Raw genomic sequence first — 19,457 nt, forward strand, 5'->3', positions numbered from 1 at the left:
TCTCTATTGCTCTGCGACTTTCGGTTCGATCCCCAACAGGCCTGAGAATTCCAACAGCAAGCGTTGGGGGGCGTTCATTTCGGCGCGCTGTTTGAGGACCGATCTAGCCAGCGCCGGCTTGTCGGTCAGCAGGCCGTCGACGCCTCGGCTTATCATCGCCGACATCGTCGCGGCGTCGTTGACCGTCCAGACGAAGACCTGTTTGCCGTTGTCGTGTGCTTCGTCGATCACCAGCGGATCGGCGAACGTTGCGTTGATGGCCAGGAAGTCGGCTTCCAGCTTTTTCATGTTCCCCGCGGCGACCGACATCAGCAGTCCGACTTTCCACTCAGGCTTGATCGATTTCATCTTTTCCACGCCGGGACGTTTGAGCGACATGGCCATGACTTGATCGTTCATTCCCGCTTGATCGACGATATCGGCGACGCGTTGTTCCAGCATCTGATCGTGACCGTAGTACTTCAGCTCGATGTTCACGCCCACTTTGTCTTTGCACAACGCAAGCACTTCGGCAAGCGTCGGTACCCGTTGGTCGGCAAAGTCGGGCGAATACCACGTGCCGATGTCGATCTCTTTCAGGTCCTCGACGTTAGCGTCCCAGATTTTCAGTGGATTCTTCGAGAGCTTCATGAAGTCGCTATCGTGCATCACCACCACTTCGCCATCCACCGTTTCCTGGACGTCCAGTTCGATCCAATCGGCACCGTCATCGATCGCTTGCTGGAACGAAGCGAGCGTGTTCTCAGGCGCTTTGCTGGAAGCTCCGCGATGGGCCATGATCTGTACGTTGTCTTCCAGTTGAATCGATTCGACCGCGGCAATACCGATCAACACGGCGATCAGTATGCCAGCCACGGCGACGACCGTCAGCCGCAGCCGGGTGATCTGCGGGATGGCGTATGTCCCTTCCTCGCCGAACTGCACCAGTTCAAATTCCTCAGCTTGGGCCCAGTTTTGATACAGCGTGAACAGCATCGCCGTGAACGTCGTCGTACCGAGCAAGTTGCCGGCCAGGTTCACCACCGTCAGACACAACAGCGCAAAGCCGATCGCCATGACTAACGACTGCAAAGAGGTCGTCGAATCAGGTGCCACTTGTTGCCACAGCCATGTCACCACCGCCGACGCGATGGAAGAAATCACCATGATGGTGACGGCCCAGCCGATAATCCAAAGCACAATCGGCCGCCGCTTGCCGTGCGATCGCTGTCGACTTTGGCGTAACGCTTCGGTCGGCGAAAGTCGCTCGAACACCAGCAGCGGTAGCGCGAAGAAGTAACTTGCCATCAACCACAACACGACACTGACCAGTCCAATCGCCAGCACAACACCAATCCCCACCGCAACGCGAAAGACCGGTGGATTCTCTTTCAAGTAATAGTTGATGTCATATTCCGTCAGCAGCGAGAAATAAACGATTGCCGCGATCACCAAAAACGGCGCAATCGCACCGATCAAAATCACAATGATCCGCAACGTCAGCCGCACCACCTGCAAACCATGCAGCATGGCGAACCGCACCGCACCGATCGGCGACAACTTCTGCCCTGCCGATCGGGCCATCAACACGCCCAACAGCGACGTCTGTTCCAGAAACACGATCCCCAGCCAAAGCGATCCAACGACAATCAAGCAAACCCATCCGGCCGGGCCGAGAAAGAACAGTGCGATATCGACGTCCGACAGAACGTCGTCGCCAAACGTTGCTAGAAACGTGCGAAACAAACTACTCAACAGCGGAGTCAGCAGAATGAACGCCAGAATCTTGTAAAGAATGTCGGTAGCGAAAAGCGTTTTCCAGCACGCAGAAAAAGATTTCGAGGCCTGGGCAATCATAGTCAGCTCGTCTCTCGGAAATTCGTCGCGTGATGCGGAAGCCTCATGCTTTCGCTTTAAAACAAGTGATACGCCTTCGCATAGAGTGTCTCGGCCAGCGTTTCGTCGTTGGCCCGACGGAGCAAATCATAGTATCCGTACGGGTACTTGAACACATGTCCGATGCCCACCGCTTTGTCCCCTCGCTGCTGCCAATATTTGGCCTGATTTGGCCGCAGCAGACTAGGAGCATGATCTTTAATTTTCCGAGCGTCCCGGCCAGGTCCTTTTCGTGTGACGGTCACATACTTGCGAAACGCCGTACGACAGCCCTCGGCCAGTTCTTCATCGCCATCGGCAGCCAACTCAACCAATGCCTGGCCAAACGTCAGCATGTGACCGGCGAATCCTTGCCCATGGCCAACGAATCGGTCGATTGCGGTGCTGGCCTCTTGCAGGACAAAACGCGATGCCGCAACCGAATCGGCAAACGGTGGCGGTTGAACCTCTTCGTCCGGCGCTTCGTCGCGCCATGGTTTGAACTTGCGAATCATCTGGCAGATCCCATCCACGCGCTGCGGCGTCGCTAACTGCGGCATGATCGTGAACGACTTGATCGCCAGACTCGTGAAGATCACGTTGTGTCCTACTTCGCGCAATGCCTCGCGCCCATCGAGCAATGCCAGGCGAACTTTTTGAATCGCTTGTGGATCGGGGTCTTCCTCGGGAAATGGTTCGCACAGCTTCGTTTTGCCCCAGTTCAAATCGAACAGCTGCGAAATACGCGCGGTTGCTGCGTCGTCGAAACCATTTTCGACACACATCAAGTGAGCCGAAATCATCGCCGCGCCTCGATGCCCGTCGTTGAAATAGTTCATCTGATGGCAGCGCGCGAGGGCATTCATTCCTTGGCGAATCAGATGCTGGTCGTCCAGCGGCGATGGATCTTCGGCCCAAAGCTGGACGGGAACAATCCCTGCCGCGCAAAGACTGCCCGAAAGCGCAAGCTGCGAAAAGCGGCGACGATCGACGTGGCTATCCATGGGGCTCTCCGAGAGAAGATCGGGCGTGGAAATCGCTTAGGCCCATTCTAACGTCGGACGCACCAATCGCGAAAAGTTAACTCGCCGGCTGCCAATCGAGCACAAACTGACGTTGTGTCGGAGTCTGAGGAACGACAACGCTGCGGCGCTGGATGTCGACGTGTCGCAGCTGAGCAATGATCTCAAGCACGTTCTTCGAGTTGGCCAAACCATGCCGCATCAGCCAGCAGCCGATTACTGTTCCGGTACGTCCCATTCCACCAAAGCAATGCACGTACGTCACATGCGGCCGAAGCAGAAACTGATCGAGCGTATCGAGGATCGCGGTCATCTGCTGCGTCGTCGGAATGTTCATATCGACGATCGACATCCGAACCATTTCAATCGGTTCGCCCCACTGCTGGATCATCGGCAGGTAAGGGTTGAATGGGTTCTGGTCTTTGTCGGTCTCGTCCGCTTCCATCAGATTTAAAAACGTCCGAACGCCAGCCGCGTACATTGCTTCCAGGCGCTGCAACTGCAAAGCCGTATCGGGATGTCCGGGGTAGGAACCTGCGAGGAGCTTGCCAGGCACCACCCAGTAACAACGTTCGGTCGGCGGTGCCTGGCCATTGGCCAGCGATGTTTCAGCGAAATGCGTCATGGGTGCCAATCCGTTTCAGGTTCGATACTTGTTCCCGTCAAACTTCCGGCGTCATTCTAAAAGGAGAGCCATTTGCCACAACATGTTCGCAGGTAACTACCTCGGAAACCGGGACGATCAGGCCACCGACATCGTTTTACGGGATATCTAATTTTTGTTGAGATTCCACGTGACATCACTTGAGGCATTTCTTATAGTTCGAATGTACGGAGAAGGCTTAGCCAAAATGGTGGTTCCCTGCGGAACCGTTTTCCTTCGCGACAACTCCCCTCCATCGATCATCCACCACGTCGATCGTCCTGCCGGTCCTCGTGGTCCCCACGAATATCAATAACGCTTCATCATGCGGCGTGTTATTGACTGCTTCCTTATCTATTCTTCCTTTGGAGATGGTCTCGATGTTGACGACAAAGCTGCGCGGCGTGCGCCGCGGTTTTACGCTCGTGGAATTGTTGGTAGTGATCGCTATTATCGGCGTGCTGATCGCCCTGCTCCTGCCGGCCGTGCAACAAGCCCGAGAAGCGGCTCGCCGAATGACCTGCTCGAACAATCTCAAGCAGTTAGGCCTGGCGTTGCACAACTACCACGACACACATCTTTCATTTCCGTACGGTGGGCAACATTACATCACCCACGCTGGCACCAGTTGGCGATGGTCGCTCCTTCCGTTCATGGAACAGAAAGCAATCTACGACTTGGAACGTGCCTCGGGATACGACTTAGACACGTACGCCGGCGGTCAGTCGAATACCGACATCAATGCTTATAACGCTGAAACGCGGCAGCTGTTTGGCCTGGTCGTGGAAGGCTACGTCTGCCCTTCGAGTACCGAGCCTACGTTGCACGTGCCGAACAACAGCGCTTCGATGCAATCGATTGGGGCCGTTACCCAGGCGCATCATTACGTGGGCATTATGGGTGCCTATCCTGATCCGGCGGCACGATCCGACACATTTTACGCCTTGCAGTATGGAAGCTACGCGACCGATAACGGCATCATGACCATTTCGGAAACGAAAGCGATGCGCGACGTGACCGACGGGACGTCCAATACGATTATCGTTTCCGAGCAATCAGGTAATACGAACCCGAACGCGCGTTATCGCCGCGTTTCAAACTATCACACCGGCTGGGGCGGTATTTCGCATGTCGGCACCGTCGACCAATGGCGTGCCGGTTCTGCGAGCCAGCACCGTTACGGCAGTGGATTGACCTCCGTGTTTCATTCGCCGAACCCGAGTTCGACCGGCGCCGAAGCGGACGCGTTGTGGGATTTCAACACGCCTCTTACGTCGTTCCATCCTGGCGGCGTGATGGTTGTCTTGGCCGATGGCTCGGTTCGCTTCATCACCGAAACGATCCCGCTGACTACTCTGCAGCGACTTTGCGTGCGAGACGACGGACAAGTGGTCGAAGACTTCTAAGTCGCTCGATCGCATCCTGCGACTTTCTTAGTTTGCTGGTTCTCTTATCCGGGTCTAGAGATCATGGTTCGCATTTCATTCGCAGCATTCCTGGTGTTGTCCGCCACACTGACGGTTGGCTGCACCGGGCAAACGTCGCGTCCTTCAGCCACCATCGAAGGAATCGTTCGTTACGATGGCAAACCGCTGGAGCAAGCCAGCGTTCATTTCACGTCTCCCTTAACCGGCGAGTCGGCCGTGGCCAACGTAGATTCCAGCGGCAAGTACACGATCGAGTTCCCCAAAGCGGACGTCGGTCAGCTGTACGAGATCGCCATTCAACGGCCTTACGTCGAAGTGGAAGATGCCCATGCGGTACCGAAGATTATTCCCATGAAGACAAAGATACCCAGTAAGTATCACCTGCGAACGACCAGCGGGCTGACCTACAAAGTAGAAAAGGGAGGTCAGCAAACGTTCGATATCGAGCTACAAAGCAAGTAGCTTTTCAGAACAACGAAAAGACGTGAGGTCACCCTGGAAACCTAGGAGACCCCACGTCTTCGGACGCTCGCGCGAGCATTGTTCGTTAGTGGTGGATGGCTTTTCCACCGACGCACAGAACTTTCGTCGGCATGCCGCCTACTTCAAACTCGCCGACGAATTCCAAGTCGTTCAGCGACAGAAGCTGCAGCTTGCCGCTGCCGGGATTGGTGACGACGCCGTAGCGGCCGTCGGCATCGATGTCGATTTCGTGATGGCCATAGTGCCCTGTCACGGCACTCGCTGCGACCGGCAACTGCTTCACCACTTTCGCATCGCTGAAGTCTCGGTCGGCGTTCGGATCGAGATCGACGACGACCAACTGTTCGGCAACGTCCCCTTCTTTGCGATCTTGAAACAGAAACGCATATCGCTTGCCGGCCGCAGTAACCGCCACGCTCGGCGTCGTCAGCGACAACCCATCCGGCGTATCGATCGGCAGCTTAACGACCGAAGGCTCTTCCGCCGCGGCGTCGATCAGACAAAGCGCCGACAAATCATGCTTCCCTGTTGTGCACAGCACCCAGTTACGATGCGTTGCGAACGCGCCGGTTCGATAGGGACGCTGGTTTTCTTCATCGGTACCCAGCGAAAGATGCTTAGGCTGAACGTCGTCGGCCGATTGCTTCAAGTTGACGTCCGCATCGACATAGTAAACGCCATCCGAAGGTGCAAAGAACACGCGGCCGCTGTTAGCTGTCGCCCCGTGCAGTCCGCCGACAGGAAGCTGAAACGAGTAAGCAATCGCGTCTTCACCGCTGCGGGAAAGATCGCTGACGTCGATGCGTCCGCTGTTCTCTTCCTCACGCGAAGCCCACGTCGAATAGCCAACTTTGCCTTCGACTGCCGCCATGGTGATGTGTCCGCCGCCACCGCGATAGAACGTTCCTTCTTCGTTGCCAGACTGTCGCAGCAAGTCCATCGGGACCAGCTTGGTATAACCATTGAGCTTGTCGTTGGCCAGATAGAAGTTACCGTCGTACTGATACAAGTGGGCCGGGTTTCCCTGCGACTGGTTCACCACCGAGGCCAGCACTTTCGGTTCTTCGCGGTAGTGATGATCGTCGTGATCGCCATGCGAATGGCTGCGAACGCCCATATCGATGGCGGCCCAACCACTTTGGTACTTACCTTCGTCGTCGTCACGAATCCCCACGACGACCACCCGGCCGATCCGATCCATCTGGACCAGTTCGTTGCGTTCGGCGTCAAGTTCGGGAAAGCCTTCGACGGCGTCATGCTTTTCAAACTTGATTGCGGAACCTTCCTGGAAGAATTGCCCCCAGCGTAACGTCTTACCGTCGCGATCTTGCCAGACGATCCGCGTCAGAGGAACGCCATGCGAATGGCCATCATGAGCCGCCAGGGGCGCGGCGAGTACGCCGATAAGCAGCAGTACAGCGATGCTACGCAATCGAATACTTCTTTTCATAGTTTGATTCTTTCGTCGAAGATTATGCGAAATGTTTTAAAGCGATAACTTGGGAGTAGGAACTTCGAGATCGATCTTCTCTTGCTCTTCCGTCCACTCGACAACCAGCGGTGTTTTCTCTGGCGATTGGTACTTCCGCGGCCAGACCATATGAAACTCGCCCGCCGATTCGACGGTGACGCGATAGGTTCCTGGGTCCAAGTGAACCCCTTCCAGCGACGCCTCCGTGCGAAGCTGGAAGTTCCCCTGCGGATCGCTCACGGCGAACGCCTGGGGTTGGCCGGCGCCGTCGTACAGCGTCAAGCGAACATCACGAAGCGGTTGTCCATCGGCCTCCAAATGGCCTGGCGTTCCACCTGGAATCGCGGGAGGTTCTCCACAGCCGGGCAGCGTCAGCAAAGCAATGGCTGCGAAGCAAAGTCTTACGTCGGGCACTCGTTTCTCTCCCTTAGTAAGGCTGTGGTACTTCGCCACCGCCGCGTGTAAACAACGCCCGCCAGACGGCCAGGTTGATCGTTTCCGGAACGAAGTTCACCGCACCGTCGGCCAACACAATTTGCGTTCCGCCGGGGTGATTACTGCGGCTGCTGGAAACGATATGGCCATGGTGCGAGACATCCGGACTGCGGCTATTAGGCGTATAGAAGCCATTGATCGTGATGTGATATCCAGTGGTACGAATCCACGAACCAGCACGCACGCCGGTGTAACCCGAGGCGGACGCTGCGTCGAGATCTTCTCCTGTCTTCGATCCAGGAGCACCACCGCTGACTCGCTTAGTCTGTCGCTGAGGATCGGTCAGCACGGTAGTCGAAACGGAATCGCGTCCACCGAACAACGTTTCCGCCATCAAAATCGTATGGCTCGTTCCGTCCGTAATATCGCGAAATGCCGTATCGCTTCCGCGCCAGAACAGCCCGTTGGGATCGCATCCTTCGCAAAAATTCAAACCGTCGCCGCTACCAACATTCACCATATAGTTGGTGCCAGCCCAGGTATCGGTTCCGTCGTTGTAAAGCGGATCGCCGCTGTCGGAAGGACAAAGCAGCATCGGAAGCAAGCGATCTTGAATGCCGGCATGTACCGGGTTCAACGAAACGCTAGGGCCGCTACCTAACATCAACGGTTCGCGGAAGTCGATCAAATCGTGCAAGTTTCCCTGCTCCAGATACGGCAGCATCTGGGCTTGTGCCGAGAAGCCGGTGCTTTCCGAAGAAATCAAAGGAAACTTGCGATGCGTATCGTGATAGTTGTGCAGCGCCAAACCTAACTGCTTCAAATTGTTCTGGCACTGCATCCGCCGAGCCGCTTCCCGCGCTTGCTGCACCGCCGGCAACAACAGGGCAATCAAAATTCCGATGATGGCAATCGCCACCAACAACTCGACCAACGTAAATGCGTTTCGACGACGCATGAGCTTCTCCGCAAACCAATCAATAAAATCTCGCGCGATCTTCGCACGACATGACCATATGTGCGACTTTATTGATATTGCAACTTAATTGCAAGTAGCTTCTTGGAGTATTTATATTCAGAGGCGATTTAATTGGCGAGAAGTTCTAAGAATCCCCCCTGTCGGGCGAATGGTCTGCTCAAGAAATGCACAAAGCCCCAGCGGAACGATGGCAACCCAATTACGATTGCCAGGCGGTTCCGCTGAGGCTTTGATCAGCTGAAATAGATATGTCGGAAACTAGTTGCCAGTCAAAGCTTCCGGTTTATCGATCACCAGGTAATGCCCGTGATCGGCCGTCAGGATCAGGCACGTATCGTCCCAACCACCATGGGCTTCAATCCACTTGGTGACTTCGTGGAACGCTTCGTCGCCGCTAAGGACAGCGCCAATCGAGTTGTCGATGTTGTTCGAGTGATTGGCCCAGTCGACGTCGCCAGATTCAATCATCAACCACCATGGTTCCCCCTTTGCTTCCAACACCTCAAGGGCGGCAACGCTCATATCGGCAAGCGTTACGTTTTCGGTGATGTCGCTCTCGCTATATTCTTCTGCGTCGACAGGGCCTGAGCTTTTCGCACTGACGACGGGATCGAACTTGCCGTCGGCCGTTTGGTAAGGCAAGTGACCGCCAGAGACACCGAAGAAACCGAACAGCCGCTTATCCTGCTTGATGGCCCCATCGACCCCTTCGCTGAGAACATCCTTACCGCCACGGCCAGGCGTTCTCTGGGCGACTATATACTTGCCACCATTTTCAACGTCGATTGCTTTTAAATCCGCGTCCGGCAAGTAACGATTCCCATCGACGTAATTCTCTCCCTGGTTTCCATCCTTCTTCTTCTGGTCGCCCCAACCGCCACCAATCAAGACATCCAAGCCAGGCAATCCACCAGGATGAAAGACCGAAGGACGTCCGATCAAGTCGCGTGTGATGTCCTGGTAATCGTACCGATGCACATTGTTGGCGTACGCCGCCCCTGGCGTGGCATGGCAGATCGGCACGCTTGTCACAACACCGACGGTCCAACCTTTGTCTTGCAGCTGTCGCGAGATCGGCAGCACTTCGCGGCCCATGAAGTCAACATTGATCGAAGCATTGTACGTCTTGATGCCTGCCGTCATCGAAGTGGCTGACGATGCCGAATCGGTATAGGCATGCTTAATTTTCTTACCGCCGGCAATCAAGTATTTGTCGTCGGTCGGAACGCTCCAAGGAAACTCGCCGCCTGTCTCGGGGTCGTAACCCCCTTTGGTTTTGCCTCCCGGCGACGTGACAATCTGACGATCAACATTCACGTTGGTACCGTCGTTATGCGGAGTTGTCACGAAGTAACCGAAGTCGGTCTTCGCGCCGCGATAGTCTTGGAAGTGCAGGCCTGTTCCGCGACCTTCGTCGTAGCCAACGTTCCCTGTCTTGTTGATCGCAGCGGCCCAAGTGGTTTGCCAATCCATGCCATCGAACACGAACAGAATGATCCGCTTCTTCCCGTCAGCTACCGCTTGCTGCTGCAAGCGATAAATGTCGGTTTGATCGAGATATTCTGCTTGCGAATTGACGGTTTGCGCAGGCAGGTAACCAAACAGTTTTTTCAGTTTCTCTTCGCTGCGATAAATGCTGTTCTCGCCGCGGAACTCGTCCAGGCCGATCCCGAAAGAGTAAACGGGAATCAAACGATTCGAGTGAGTCGTCCAGCTTGAGTACTTCTCGGTGTTGGGTCCCCAGCGCAGTGCGTTGGGACGGTTGGTTTCGGCGTTATTCTTCTGAATCTCAGATACCGGCGTCTTATCGAGCTTTTCTGCTCGAGCAGGTACCGAAATACAGGCAATCGTCAGCAACAACGACACAAAGGATGAAGACTTCAACACAGGTAGGTCTCGTTCCATAGGTAAGGCGGGGGGAAATTCATCCGAAGATAACCCTCTATTGAACCTCTCGGCGGCTGGCTTTCACACCCCCACTTCGCGCAGTCCGTACGTCTTTTTGCGCAGTCCAATTCATACACCCTTAATCCTCTCGGAAATGGTTCGCTCCTTCCAGGATACCGCACCACAAAACTGCCAATTCGCTCTCCACTCACTTATTGGGGGCTGACACAGTCAATCGGAAGGATTCTCAAAGTGACGTAGGACACGAAACCGATTTTCAGCGTTGTCAACGATCTGTGCAGCGGCTGCTTTCGAATTAAGCGAGCCTGTGTGCCGTTGGAAATTTGATGATCACCCTTCCTTTGGAAAGCCGGCGAAATTCGCTTTTGTATGAAAACCCGCAGAACGCGGTTATTCGCCGGGGATCTGTCAGAGATTCTCCCTCCCTATTTTGGATGATTTCAATTTTTTGCTTTTTGTGTGGCACACTCTTTGCCCTGTCTAACACCAGACGATATCCCGATATATCTCGGTGATGTCGTGCTCAGGAATCGGAAGAGGCTTTATCGTTCTGTTTTTTTCTTCTAACAACTTCCGGAGATAAACTCTCATGATGTGCTCGAATCGAACACGTCGCGGCTTCACCCTGGTGGAGCTCTTAGTCGTCATCGCGATCATTGGCGTGCTGATCGCCCTGCTCCTTCCTGCCGTCCAGCAGGCCCGCGAAGCCGCGCGGCGCATGCAGTGCACAAACAATCTCAAACAGCTTGGGATCGCATTGCACACTTACAACGATACCTATCGGACGCTACCGATGGGCGTGCTCGAAAAGCACAACTGGCGCGTGGCCGTACTTCCCTACTTGGAACAAAACAATCTGTACGACCAACTCGATTTCTCGGAGAACTTCCGCGGCGATCAGACAACCGCCAACACGCCGCTGCTGAGCGAGAACGCGGTGGAGATGTTCGTCTGTCCTTCGAGCCCGCTCGATCCCGTCATGAACCCTGGTTGGAACGGTAACAACTATCAGTACCACCATTACATGGGCGTCAGCGGCGCGGTCGGTACGAGCGTCGGAACATGCCAGAAGTTTTATGGCTGGAACTGCGACAACGGGCCGTTCTCGGTGAACAAGAAAGTCCGCCTCGCCGAGCTGACCGATGGTACTTCCAACACGATGATCGTGGGTGAGCAATCGGAACGTGTGAAGTACACCGGATCGGGAGTCGGATCGTGGCCATTCGCCGAAGGCAAGACGATGTCGCCAGGCGGATACCATGGTGGCTGGGAAGGCCCCGGCAACTTGAGCGAAACCGGCTCGCAGTATGGCATCATGTCGGGAATCGTGCCGATTCAATATGGTCCGAACGCCACGTGCCCTGATCCCTGGGACTGCGGCTATTGCTATATCAACTCGACCATCCTGGCTTCGGCTCATCCTGGCGGGATCAACATCTTGCTGGCCGATGGTTCGGTTCGTTTCATTCCGGAAACGATCGATCTGAACAACTTCAAGTTGCTGGCCCTCAAGAGCGACGGCGAAGTCGTTCAGTTTGATTAAGAAGCAGGAGCGAAGAGTTAACGAGCTATGGTTTCATCCACAACGATTCTAGCCCGGTTGAAGTTCCCCAGCACGCTGATGGTGCTGGGGTTGTTGGCGACACTGGGATGCAGTTCCTCCGAGCAAGGAGGCATGGTCTCCGGTCGCGTCACGCTGAACGGCAAACCACTGACCGATGCAAACATCAAGTTTCACAACGCGGACTTAGGCGTCGGCATCACGTGCCCGCTGAGACCTGATGGTACGTTTGCCAGTGATACGAAGATTCCTGAGGCGACCTACCAAGTTGCCATATCACCTGCCGCTTCGGTCCACGAGCCTGGCGCGAGCGGCATGCCGACGATTCCCAAGCTGCCCAAAGGGCTGCCCAAGAAGTACAGCGAACCAGAAACGAGTGACCTCTCTGCCGAGGTCCGCTCACAAACGGAGAATGAATTTACGTTCGAGCTGTAATTCGGCTCACGCCCCTTTCCCTGGGGGAATGTTGTCTCGTACGTCTCGCAGGCAAGTCGACCTGCGAGACGGTCACCGTGGAAATCGCTTCGAGCGCCCAACAGGTGATGTATGAGCCGTGACGACTCAAATAGTCTGCGCGAAGTTTGCGCCTAGTTTCCGCAAGGCTTCGCCTAAACGTTGAACAATCTGCGCGTTTCGGTAAGCAGATGTCGATTATTTTGCGCGCTATTTAAATTTGTTTGATCTCGTTTAATCGCCCGTTATCGTCCGTCTCGGTCGATTGATGGAACGATGATTACCTCTAGGCGTTTCTATCCGCCCAATTTGCAGCGCATCGACCCGAAACGCTATTCACAGCGTTCGAAATTGGTCTAAGCTTTGCTGATATCCCGGTATAGCTCGAGATGGACTTCTATCTGGAAGGCTCCATCCACCGCATTGTTTCCATCCTTACTACCTTCCCTACCCAAGAGCATCTGTCCCATGAAAACCTATCTGTCGAAACGTCGTTTCGCATTTACTTTGGTCGAACTCCTGGTGGTGATTGCCATCATCGGCGTCTTGATCGCCCTGTTACTTCCAGCCGTGCAACAGGCCCGCGAAGCGGCTCGCCGGATGCAGTGCAGCAATAATTTGAAGCAGCTGGGCTTGGCTCTGCACAACTACCACGACACCAACCGTGCGTTTCCGATGGTTACTTACATCGATAACACGCATCGTCCGGCAAGCTGGCTCGTGCGACTCTGGCCATTCATCGAACAGTCAGCCGCCTACGACCAATGCACGTTCCAAAGCGATTGGACTGGGATCGGCTTCGATAAAAACTGGCGTGTCACCACGACGCTGTACATTGACTCGCTTGTCTGTCCTTCAAACCCAATGGAACATTTTCTGGAACAAAGCTCGAGCAGCGCGACCCAAAACGATGGTGCTCCGGCCCAAGTTCGCTATCAGCGTGCCGACTACGTCGGTGTCGGTGGACGATTCAAAGGGAACTCTGTTAATCATTCCGATCCAAAGTCGGTGTGGATCGGCTACCACGGGATGAATGACTACAACGGCATCTTCGTGGCACTCGATACCAATTACAATCAGATCGTCCGTTTCAAAGACATCACCGACGGTACAAGCAACACGCTCGCCATCGGCGAACAATCCAACTACGTTCGTGCTCTCGATCAAAACACGGGCGAAATCACGAAGCACGATGCTCGCGAATATGGTCATCGCGGTGGCGCTTGGAGCGGTGGCGGTGGTCACAGCGGCTACAGTTCGTGGTATGGCAACTGGGAAGGTCATTCTTCGTTCCGCAAGGGCATCAACTATTTCCATGCCGCTGGTTACAACGCCGATTCCGGCACTGGAAACAACCCAACCTATAACGGTCGTTCGGGGCACCACACAACGTTTACTTCGGCTCATCCCGGCGGCGCGATGTTTGTCATGGGCGATGGTTCGACTCGATTTGTCAGCGAGAACACACCGCTGAATGTTCTGCAATTCCTAGCCGATCGAACCGACGGCGAAGTCATTCCAGAGTATTAATCGAAACCCATCCCTAATCCGCTTTCGATGAGAACGACAATGTCCTCCTTACAAAGTTTCAGCGCGGCAATGCTGTTGGCATTCGCAGCAACTTCGCTAGGTTGTTTCAGCAGCTCGTCGGTCGATCTGTTGGAAACAACAGGAACGGTCACCAAAGATGGCGTTCCGTTGGTCAAAGCTCGCTTGGAATTCCTGCCGGTGAATGGCAACGGCGCCACCAGCCAAGGCATCACCGACGAGAACGGCAACTTCAAGTTGTACTACTCGACTGGAAAGCTTGGCGCCGTTCCTGGTCCACATAAAGTGACCGTTCAAGATGGTTTCAAATCGGGAAGCAAAGATCCTCACGCGGCTTCTCAAAAAGATCCCACCAAAGCGCCTCCAGCTCCGAAGGAGCAATCGGGCCAAGAGATTCTCGTGACCATTGAACCTGGTCAAGAGAACCACATCGAGATCGAACTTTAAAACAACGTCCTTCTGTAATCGCATTACAGGTGGACACAAAAGACCCTCGCGATGCCTTTACGTGGGGGTCTTTTTTCGTGGAGTCACGACAACTGCTGGAACGTTGCGCAGCACGCTGCGAAATTCCAGGCACTCTCTACCATCTCGACTGCCCCTGCTGTTTTGCTGAGGAATCTTACGGAATTCCACATACATCGCTGATGTGGAGCCATCTTCCCTGAAAGAGTGATTAGGTCGCTTCATATTGCCTTAGCCCCTTATCACCATGAGGTTGCTTTGGATTGGTAACGCGCCGAGGAGAAGGTCAGCAAAAATGGCCCTAATTTTGCTTACTCGGGATATCGAATTCATCTATGTACCGTTAATCGATTTGTTCCGAACAGAAATTTGGAGGCCACCATGAGCGCGTTTACTCAACAACGAAAAGCGTTCACTCTTGTGGAACTGCTTGTCGTCATCGCAATCATTGGCGTTTTAATTGCCCTGCTATTGCCAGCCGTTCAACAAGCACGCGAAGCCGCGCGGCGGATGCAGTGCAGTAACAACTTGAAGCAGTTGGGGCTCGCTCTGCACAACTATCACGACACGCACCTCTGTTTTCCGATCACCTATCATCTCTCGCCGAGCAACCGAAAACCGGCCAGTTGGATGGTTCGCGTGATGCCGTTTATGGATCAAGCAGGCGCCTTCAGCCAACTGACGTTCGACGATACCGACTTCGGGGCTTATAACCTCGATCGAAACTGGCAGATCACGCAAAACTTGTACATGGAGTCGGTCCGCTGTCCGTCGAATCCGATGCCGGCGAAATGGACCCAAGACGTTCCTCAGGAAACGCAAGATCTGGGTGCCCCTTCCGAGACGGCCGAGTACCAGATCGCCGACTATACCGGCGTCGCTGGTGACTACAACGGATCGAATCCGAGTCATTGGAATGGCTACCGCGGTCGCAAGGACTACAGCGGAATTTTCATCTCGATCGACGACTTCAACAGCAAGACTTGTTCGTTCCGTGACGTGACCGATGGCACGAGTAATACCTTGGCAATTGGCGAACAGTCAGACTACTTCCGCTATCTCGATAACAACGGCGAAGTCCAAAAGGCGGATCACCGCAGCTGGATCAACGAAGCTGGTCTGTTTTGTGGCGGCGGCGGCGGAACCAAAGGACAAGCTCGGGCCTACTGGAAAGGTGTTTCCTCGGTTCGTGCCGGAATCAACGTGCTTGCTCCGGGAGTCAACAATCCGTTTGGCGTGGGCCTGATGTACACGCGTCCGCGACATCACACGCCGTTTGTATCCGCTCACCCAGGCGGTGCCATGTTCACGATGGCGGATGGATCCGTTCGATTTGTCAGCGAACATATCGTGTTCGACACGCTCGAGAATCTGGCCGACCGATCCGATGGCCAAGTGATCGGCGAATTCTAAACGTGTTGAGTTTCTCAACCACTTAACCTCAACTCGAGAAGAATGATGCAACGATTCCTGCTCGCGATTGGCTTGGCTCTCGCATTGGTCGCAATGGGCTGTAGCCATTACGATGGCCCGCCGTTGGACGAAGTGACTGGTACCGTCACTAAAGATGGAAAGCCGTTGGCCGGGGCAACGCTCGAGTTCTATCCAACCGTGGGTGGAGCTCCTTCCTATGGCAAATCGAATCAAGCTGGAGAATTCAAACTTCGCTATTCCACCGGCGAATTCGGAGCCGTCGCTGGTACGCACCGTGTCAGCGTCATCGGTGGAAAAACGTCCGGCGAAGCAGCGGTGAAAAATGTCGACGCCGACGGTAACGAGTTCATGGCCAATCCAGACGCCGCCCCCAAGCGAGGTCAAAAGCCACGCCAGGGGATCGAAGTTGAAGTCAACGCCGGCGAACCAACCCACTTGGAGATCGCGCTTTAAACCGATCTCCTACCAAAAGCCACCCGCGGAACCAGAGAAGGTGGCATCCAAGAAGAGGCTCTCGCGATCAATTCGCGAGGGCCTTTTTGCATTGGTCGTATCAAAACAACGTCGCAACTACTTGGGTCCGCTGGCGTTGATTTTATCGGCGTCTTTCGATTGGCCGGACCAGTTGCCGTAGGGTCGATCTCCTTTGATTCGCTTGCCGGTTTTGCTGTCGGTATAGCCGGTGACGCGGTCGTAGAAGTCGACGGTGTAATCTTCCGGAACGCTATCGCCGGTTTCTTTTTGCCACTTGTCCATCAGCTGACGCATGACGACCAACTGCTTGGCATACTGCTGATTGCCGACCAGATTGTTGGTTTGCAGCGGGTCGTTCTCGGTGTCGTACAACTCTTCAGCCGGACGCGGGGCGAGCAGGACATCGGCTTGGGCAGCGGTCAAATCGTCTTTCGCTTTCACCAGGTCTTCGTGTGAAGGGGAACTGACCGAATCGGCTGGGCCGAGCCAGGCTTGTTCCGGACGAGCATTGCGAACATACAAAATGCCCTGCTGATTGCGGACGGCCCGGCCGTGGGCTTCGTAATCGTGCCAGTTATGTTCGCTGAACGCATAGTTTCGCGTCGTCTCGCCGTGCGGGTCCTTCAGTAGCTTCGCGAAGCTTACCCCTTGGGCCTGCTGTGGGATGGTAACTCCGGCAAGCGACAAAAACGTTGGGCAAATATCGATGGCGCTGACTAGCTTGTTGCACGTTTGGCCGGCATCGCTGATTCCCTTTGGCCAACTGACGACAAATGGCGTTTTCATACCGCTGTCGTGCACACGCGTTTTGCCACGTGGGAAAGGCCGGCCATTGTCGGCCATCACAATGATCAGCGTGTTGTCGAACGCGTCTTGGGCTTTCAGTTCTTCGCAGACCTGACCGATGTAGTAATCGAATCGCGTGATCTCGTTGTAGTACGAAGCAAGATCTTTTCGCGTCGCTGGCTCGTTTCGCATGTAGGGCGAAACCTTCACGTCGTCAGGATTATGCTTTGGGCCGTAGTTGTCCTTTTGCCACTGCGTGTCGGCATCCCATCCGCGGTGGGCGTCGGTCGCGGCGAACCAAAAGAAGAATGGTTTATCCTTGGGACGCTTCTGAACGACATCGACCCAGTGCCCTTCTCCGCCAGAATTGCCCGGGACCCGAATGCCACGCTTGTCATCCCAGACGGCTGCTTCATCGGCGTTGTCTTGCGGCATGTGATCCTTGCCGGCCAGCGCCGTGTAATAGCCTGCTTCTTTGAGCAGTTTGGGAAACTTCACCAGGTGTTCTGGAAGCGGTCGATGCAGTTCGCTCGCCGCGCCGTTGTTGTGTGGGTAGCGGCCGGTGATGATGCTACATCGGCTCGGGCTACAACTGCTCGCCGTTAGATACGCATTGGTGAACTTCAACCCATCGGCAGCCAACACGTCGATGCTGGGCGTTCGAGCCGTTTCGCTGCCGTAACAACCGAAGTCGTTCCAGCTGACGTCGTCTGCAATGAAGACGATAAAGTTTGGTCGATCGTCCGCCATGACAGGCATCGCCAACAGAAACAGCAGCAAGAGTGGTGCAAGGCAGTGAAGTCGTGGCATGAGTATTTCCGCGCAGAATCGAGAAATGAGGTGGGTGGTGGGACTCAAGGACAGTATCCTTGATGACGATTTGCAGGTCAAATAGGGGCTGCCGACATGAACTTTTTCGACGTCTTCTTCCTCGTCGCATTGCCTGCAAGTCTCTTTGCCGGACTCGCTGCGATTGGGTATGCCCTGATGAAGTATCTGCCGACGGCACGCAAGCTGGGCTGGTTGTCGGTTGTATTTGATGTTTACGCCCTAGGCTTCTTCGCGATTCAGATTGCCGACGGAAGCCCGTTTACTTCCGATGCAGAGATCTTTCTGTTTCTTTCCATCCCCGGAGCCTTGGGGATGTTCGCACTGGTTTTGTGTTGGCTTTACCGAGGGCAAGACCCGCTACCGGATGGGAAGATTCCCCTGACCATGATCTTCTATCTAACGGCTGTGGTGGGACTTATGATGTCGTTTTGCATGTGTGCCGGGGCCATATCCGATTGGCCGTAAATTGTTTTGTCAATGAGCTGCGTACTTCTACTTAATTATCGCATAATTCCTGCACAGTCGTCCAACATTACTCCAGCGTGTGGTCGTTTCTTCGCGAGTGATTTTCTCGATTGGCGCAAAATTGTGTGTGCGTGAATCACTACCACTATTTCTGGCTGATCGTGTCCCGTTTCACAGGTAGAAACCGGCTATGTGGGGCGCATGTTCGTTGACATTTCGTGAATATTTCTTGCATACTGTGCGCATACTTGATTACAATTGATCAAGTCCCCACTCTGACACGCACAGTCAATTCTTAAGGGGACTCCCAGCGGCATTATCTTCTTGAAAATTCGCTTGACGATTGGACATCCGGATTGCTCTCGTTAAATATGCTCAATCGAATGATTGTGTTAAAAGACTGATGCTCCTTCGGTTTTTGTGTGATCAAGTTAGATGACAGGAACGACCCCATGCGACTTCCCGTGATTCGTGGAACGATCGATCGCCGCATTCTCGCCAACTATCGAGTTGTGCCTGAAGTGCTTGAGAGCATTTTGCCAAAACCTTTCCGACCGCAGCTTGTTCATGGCTTCGGAATTGCTGGGATCTGCTTGATTCGACTCAAGCAGATTCGGCCGAGTGTGTTTCCGGCATTCCTTGGAATAGCTTCAGAAAACGCGGCGCATCGGATTGCGGTGGAATGGGATGATGGTGGTGATATTCGAACCGGCGTTTATATACCTCGCCGCGACACGTCTTCCTCGATCAATGCTATTGCTGGAGGAAGGATTTTTCCTGGGGTTCATCATCGGGCCAATTTTGATGTCCGTGAGACCGCGAACCATTACCGCGTGAAAGTGACGAGTCGCGATCGGCAAACCCACTTTTTGGTTCAAGGAGAGTTGTCCGATAAATTCCCAACAGGATCGATCTTTGAGTCACTCGACGATGTTTCGCAATTCTTTGAAGCGGGATCGCTCGGCTATTCACCGAGTCATCGCTTAAACCATTTTGACGGTCTAGAACTTCGATCGCTCAATTGGCGGACTCTGCCACTGGCGATTGATAAGATCGAGTCGTCGTTTTTCGATAACGTCGATCTTTTCCCGCCCGGCTCGGCTACGTTCGACAATGCTCTCCTCATGCGCGGGATTGATCACCAGTGGCACGAGCGGGAACCGATCTGCTGCTCGTCAACGATTTAGCAAGGAAGATGGCTAACGCCTCGGACGGCGT

At 54.5% G+C, this 19,457-nt stretch carries 18 protein-coding genes; 10 read left to right on the forward strand and 8 right to left on the reverse strand.

Going from position 1 to position 19,457, the window contains the following annotated elements; genetic code table 11:
* Window positions 1–3: 3 nt before the first annotated feature.
* From LA756_RS17060 to LA756_RS17070, 3 genes are all read right to left on the reverse strand, one after another.
* On the reverse strand, window positions 4–1,836 hold the full coding sequence (locus tag LA756_RS17060; RefSeq protein ID WP_224435927.1) for a glycerophosphodiester phosphodiesterase: 1,833 nt from the start codon (window positions 1,834–1,836) through the stop codon (window positions 4–6).
* 56 nt (window positions 1,837–1,892) lie between these two features.
* Window positions 1,893–2,858 carry a hypothetical protein gene (locus tag LA756_RS17065; protein ID WP_224435928.1) on the reverse strand — a complete coding sequence of 322 codons (966 nt, stop codon included), beginning with the start codon at window positions 2,856–2,858 and terminating at the stop codon, window positions 1,893–1,895.
* Between the two features lie 76 nt (window positions 2,859–2,934).
* A complete protein-coding gene (locus LA756_RS17070) occupies window positions 2,935–3,501 on the reverse strand; it encodes a dual specificity protein phosphatase family protein (protein ID WP_224435929.1) in 567 nt (188 codons plus the stop codon).
* A gap of 398 nt (window positions 3,502–3,899) precedes the next feature.
* Between LA756_RS17070 and LA756_RS17075 the strand changes: the two genes are divergently transcribed.
* Both LA756_RS17075 and LA756_RS17080 read left to right on the forward strand, forming a co-directional pair.
* Window positions 3,900–4,925, forward strand: coding sequence for a DUF1559 domain-containing protein (locus LA756_RS17075; RefSeq protein ID WP_224435930.1), 1,026 nt, complete (start codon window positions 3,900–3,902; stop codon window positions 4,923–4,925).
* Between the two features lie 63 nt (window positions 4,926–4,988).
* Entirely contained in the window at window positions 4,989–5,408 is a 420-nt protein-coding gene (locus tag LA756_RS17080; protein ID WP_224435931.1) for a carboxypeptidase-like regulatory domain-containing protein, read from the forward strand.
* Between the two features lie 85 nt (window positions 5,409–5,493).
* Here LA756_RS17080 and LA756_RS17085 read toward each other — a convergent pair whose 3' ends face one another.
* The 4 genes from LA756_RS17085 to LA756_RS17100 all read right to left on the reverse strand — a co-directional run bounded on the left by LA756_RS17085 (window position 5,494) and on the right by LA756_RS17100 (window position 10,201).
* Window positions 5,494–6,879 carry a YncE family protein gene (locus tag LA756_RS17085; RefSeq protein WP_224435932.1) on the reverse strand — a complete coding sequence of 462 codons (1,386 nt, stop codon included), beginning with the start codon at window positions 6,877–6,879 and terminating at the stop codon, window positions 5,494–5,496.
* 36 nt (window positions 6,880–6,915) lie between these two features.
* Window positions 6,916–7,314: a carboxypeptidase-like regulatory domain-containing protein gene (locus LA756_RS17090; protein WP_224435933.1), complete on the reverse strand. Its 399-nt coding sequence runs from the start codon at window positions 7,312–7,314 to the stop codon at window positions 6,916–6,918.
* Between the two features lie 13 nt (window positions 7,315–7,327).
* Window positions 7,328–8,293, reverse strand: a complete 966-nt coding sequence (locus LA756_RS17095) for a DUF1559 domain-containing protein (RefSeq protein WP_224435934.1) — start codon at window positions 8,291–8,293, stop codon at window positions 7,328–7,330.
* Window positions 8,294–8,572: 279 nt separating this feature from the next.
* Entirely contained in the window at window positions 8,573–10,201 is a 1,629-nt protein-coding gene (locus tag LA756_RS17100) for an alkaline phosphatase (RefSeq protein WP_224435935.1), read from the reverse strand.
* Between the two features lie 610 nt (window positions 10,202–10,811).
* Between LA756_RS17100 and LA756_RS17105 the strand changes: the two genes are divergently transcribed.
* From LA756_RS17105 to LA756_RS17130, 6 genes are all read left to right on the forward strand, one after another.
* Window positions 10,812–11,765 (forward strand): DUF1559 domain-containing protein, encoded by a 954-nt coding sequence (locus LA756_RS17105; RefSeq protein WP_224435936.1) that lies wholly within the window; start codon window positions 10,812–10,814, stop codon window positions 11,763–11,765.
* Between the two features lie 27 nt (window positions 11,766–11,792).
* Window positions 11,793–12,218: a hypothetical protein gene (locus LA756_RS17110; RefSeq protein ID WP_224435937.1), complete on the forward strand. Its 426-nt coding sequence runs from the start codon at window positions 11,793–11,795 to the stop codon at window positions 12,216–12,218.
* A 486-nt stretch (window positions 12,219–12,704) separates the two neighbouring features.
* Window positions 12,705–13,766, forward strand: a complete 1,062-nt coding sequence (locus LA756_RS17115) for a DUF1559 domain-containing protein (RefSeq protein ID WP_224435938.1) — start codon at window positions 12,705–12,707, stop codon at window positions 13,764–13,766.
* Window positions 13,767–13,805: 39 nt separating this feature from the next.
* Window positions 13,806–14,231, forward strand: coding sequence for a carboxypeptidase-like regulatory domain-containing protein (locus LA756_RS17120; protein WP_224435939.1), 426 nt, complete (start codon window positions 13,806–13,808; stop codon window positions 14,229–14,231).
* Window positions 14,232–14,630: 399 nt separating this feature from the next.
* Window positions 14,631–15,662, forward strand: a complete 1,032-nt coding sequence (locus tag LA756_RS17125) for a DUF1559 domain-containing protein (RefSeq protein ID WP_224435940.1) — start codon at window positions 14,631–14,633, stop codon at window positions 15,660–15,662.
* A 42-nt stretch (window positions 15,663–15,704) separates the two neighbouring features.
* Window positions 15,705–16,136, forward strand: a complete 432-nt coding sequence (locus LA756_RS17130; RefSeq protein ID WP_224435941.1) for a carboxypeptidase-like regulatory domain-containing protein — start codon at window positions 15,705–15,707, stop codon at window positions 16,134–16,136.
* A gap of 117 nt (window positions 16,137–16,253) precedes the next feature.
* Here the strand turns inward: LA756_RS17130 and LA756_RS17135 are convergent, their stop codons facing one another.
* A complete protein-coding gene (locus LA756_RS17135) occupies window positions 16,254–17,753 on the reverse strand; it encodes a sulfatase (RefSeq protein WP_224435942.1) in 1,500 nt (499 codons plus the stop codon).
* 96 nt (window positions 17,754–17,849) lie between these two features.
* Here LA756_RS17135 and LA756_RS17140 point away from each other — a divergent pair, with 96 nt between their 5' ends.
* Both LA756_RS17140 and LA756_RS17145 read left to right on the forward strand, forming a co-directional pair.
* Entirely contained in the window at window positions 17,850–18,239 is a 390-nt protein-coding gene (locus LA756_RS17140; RefSeq protein WP_224435943.1) for a hypothetical protein, read from the forward strand.
* Window positions 18,240–18,691: 452 nt separating this feature from the next.
* The gene (locus tag LA756_RS17145) at window positions 18,692–19,426 is read left to right on the forward strand and encodes a DUF2071 domain-containing protein (RefSeq protein WP_224435944.1); all 735 of its coding nucleotides are present in this window, start codon (window positions 18,692–18,694) and stop codon (window positions 19,424–19,426) included.
* Window positions 19,427–19,457: the final 31 nt, after the last annotated feature.

Origin of the sequence: Bremerella sp. TYQ1 (assembly GCF_020150455.1) — a bacterium.
Taxonomy (GTDB): Bacteria; Planctomycetota; Planctomycetia; order Pirellulales; family Pirellulaceae; genus Bremerella; species Bremerella volcania_A.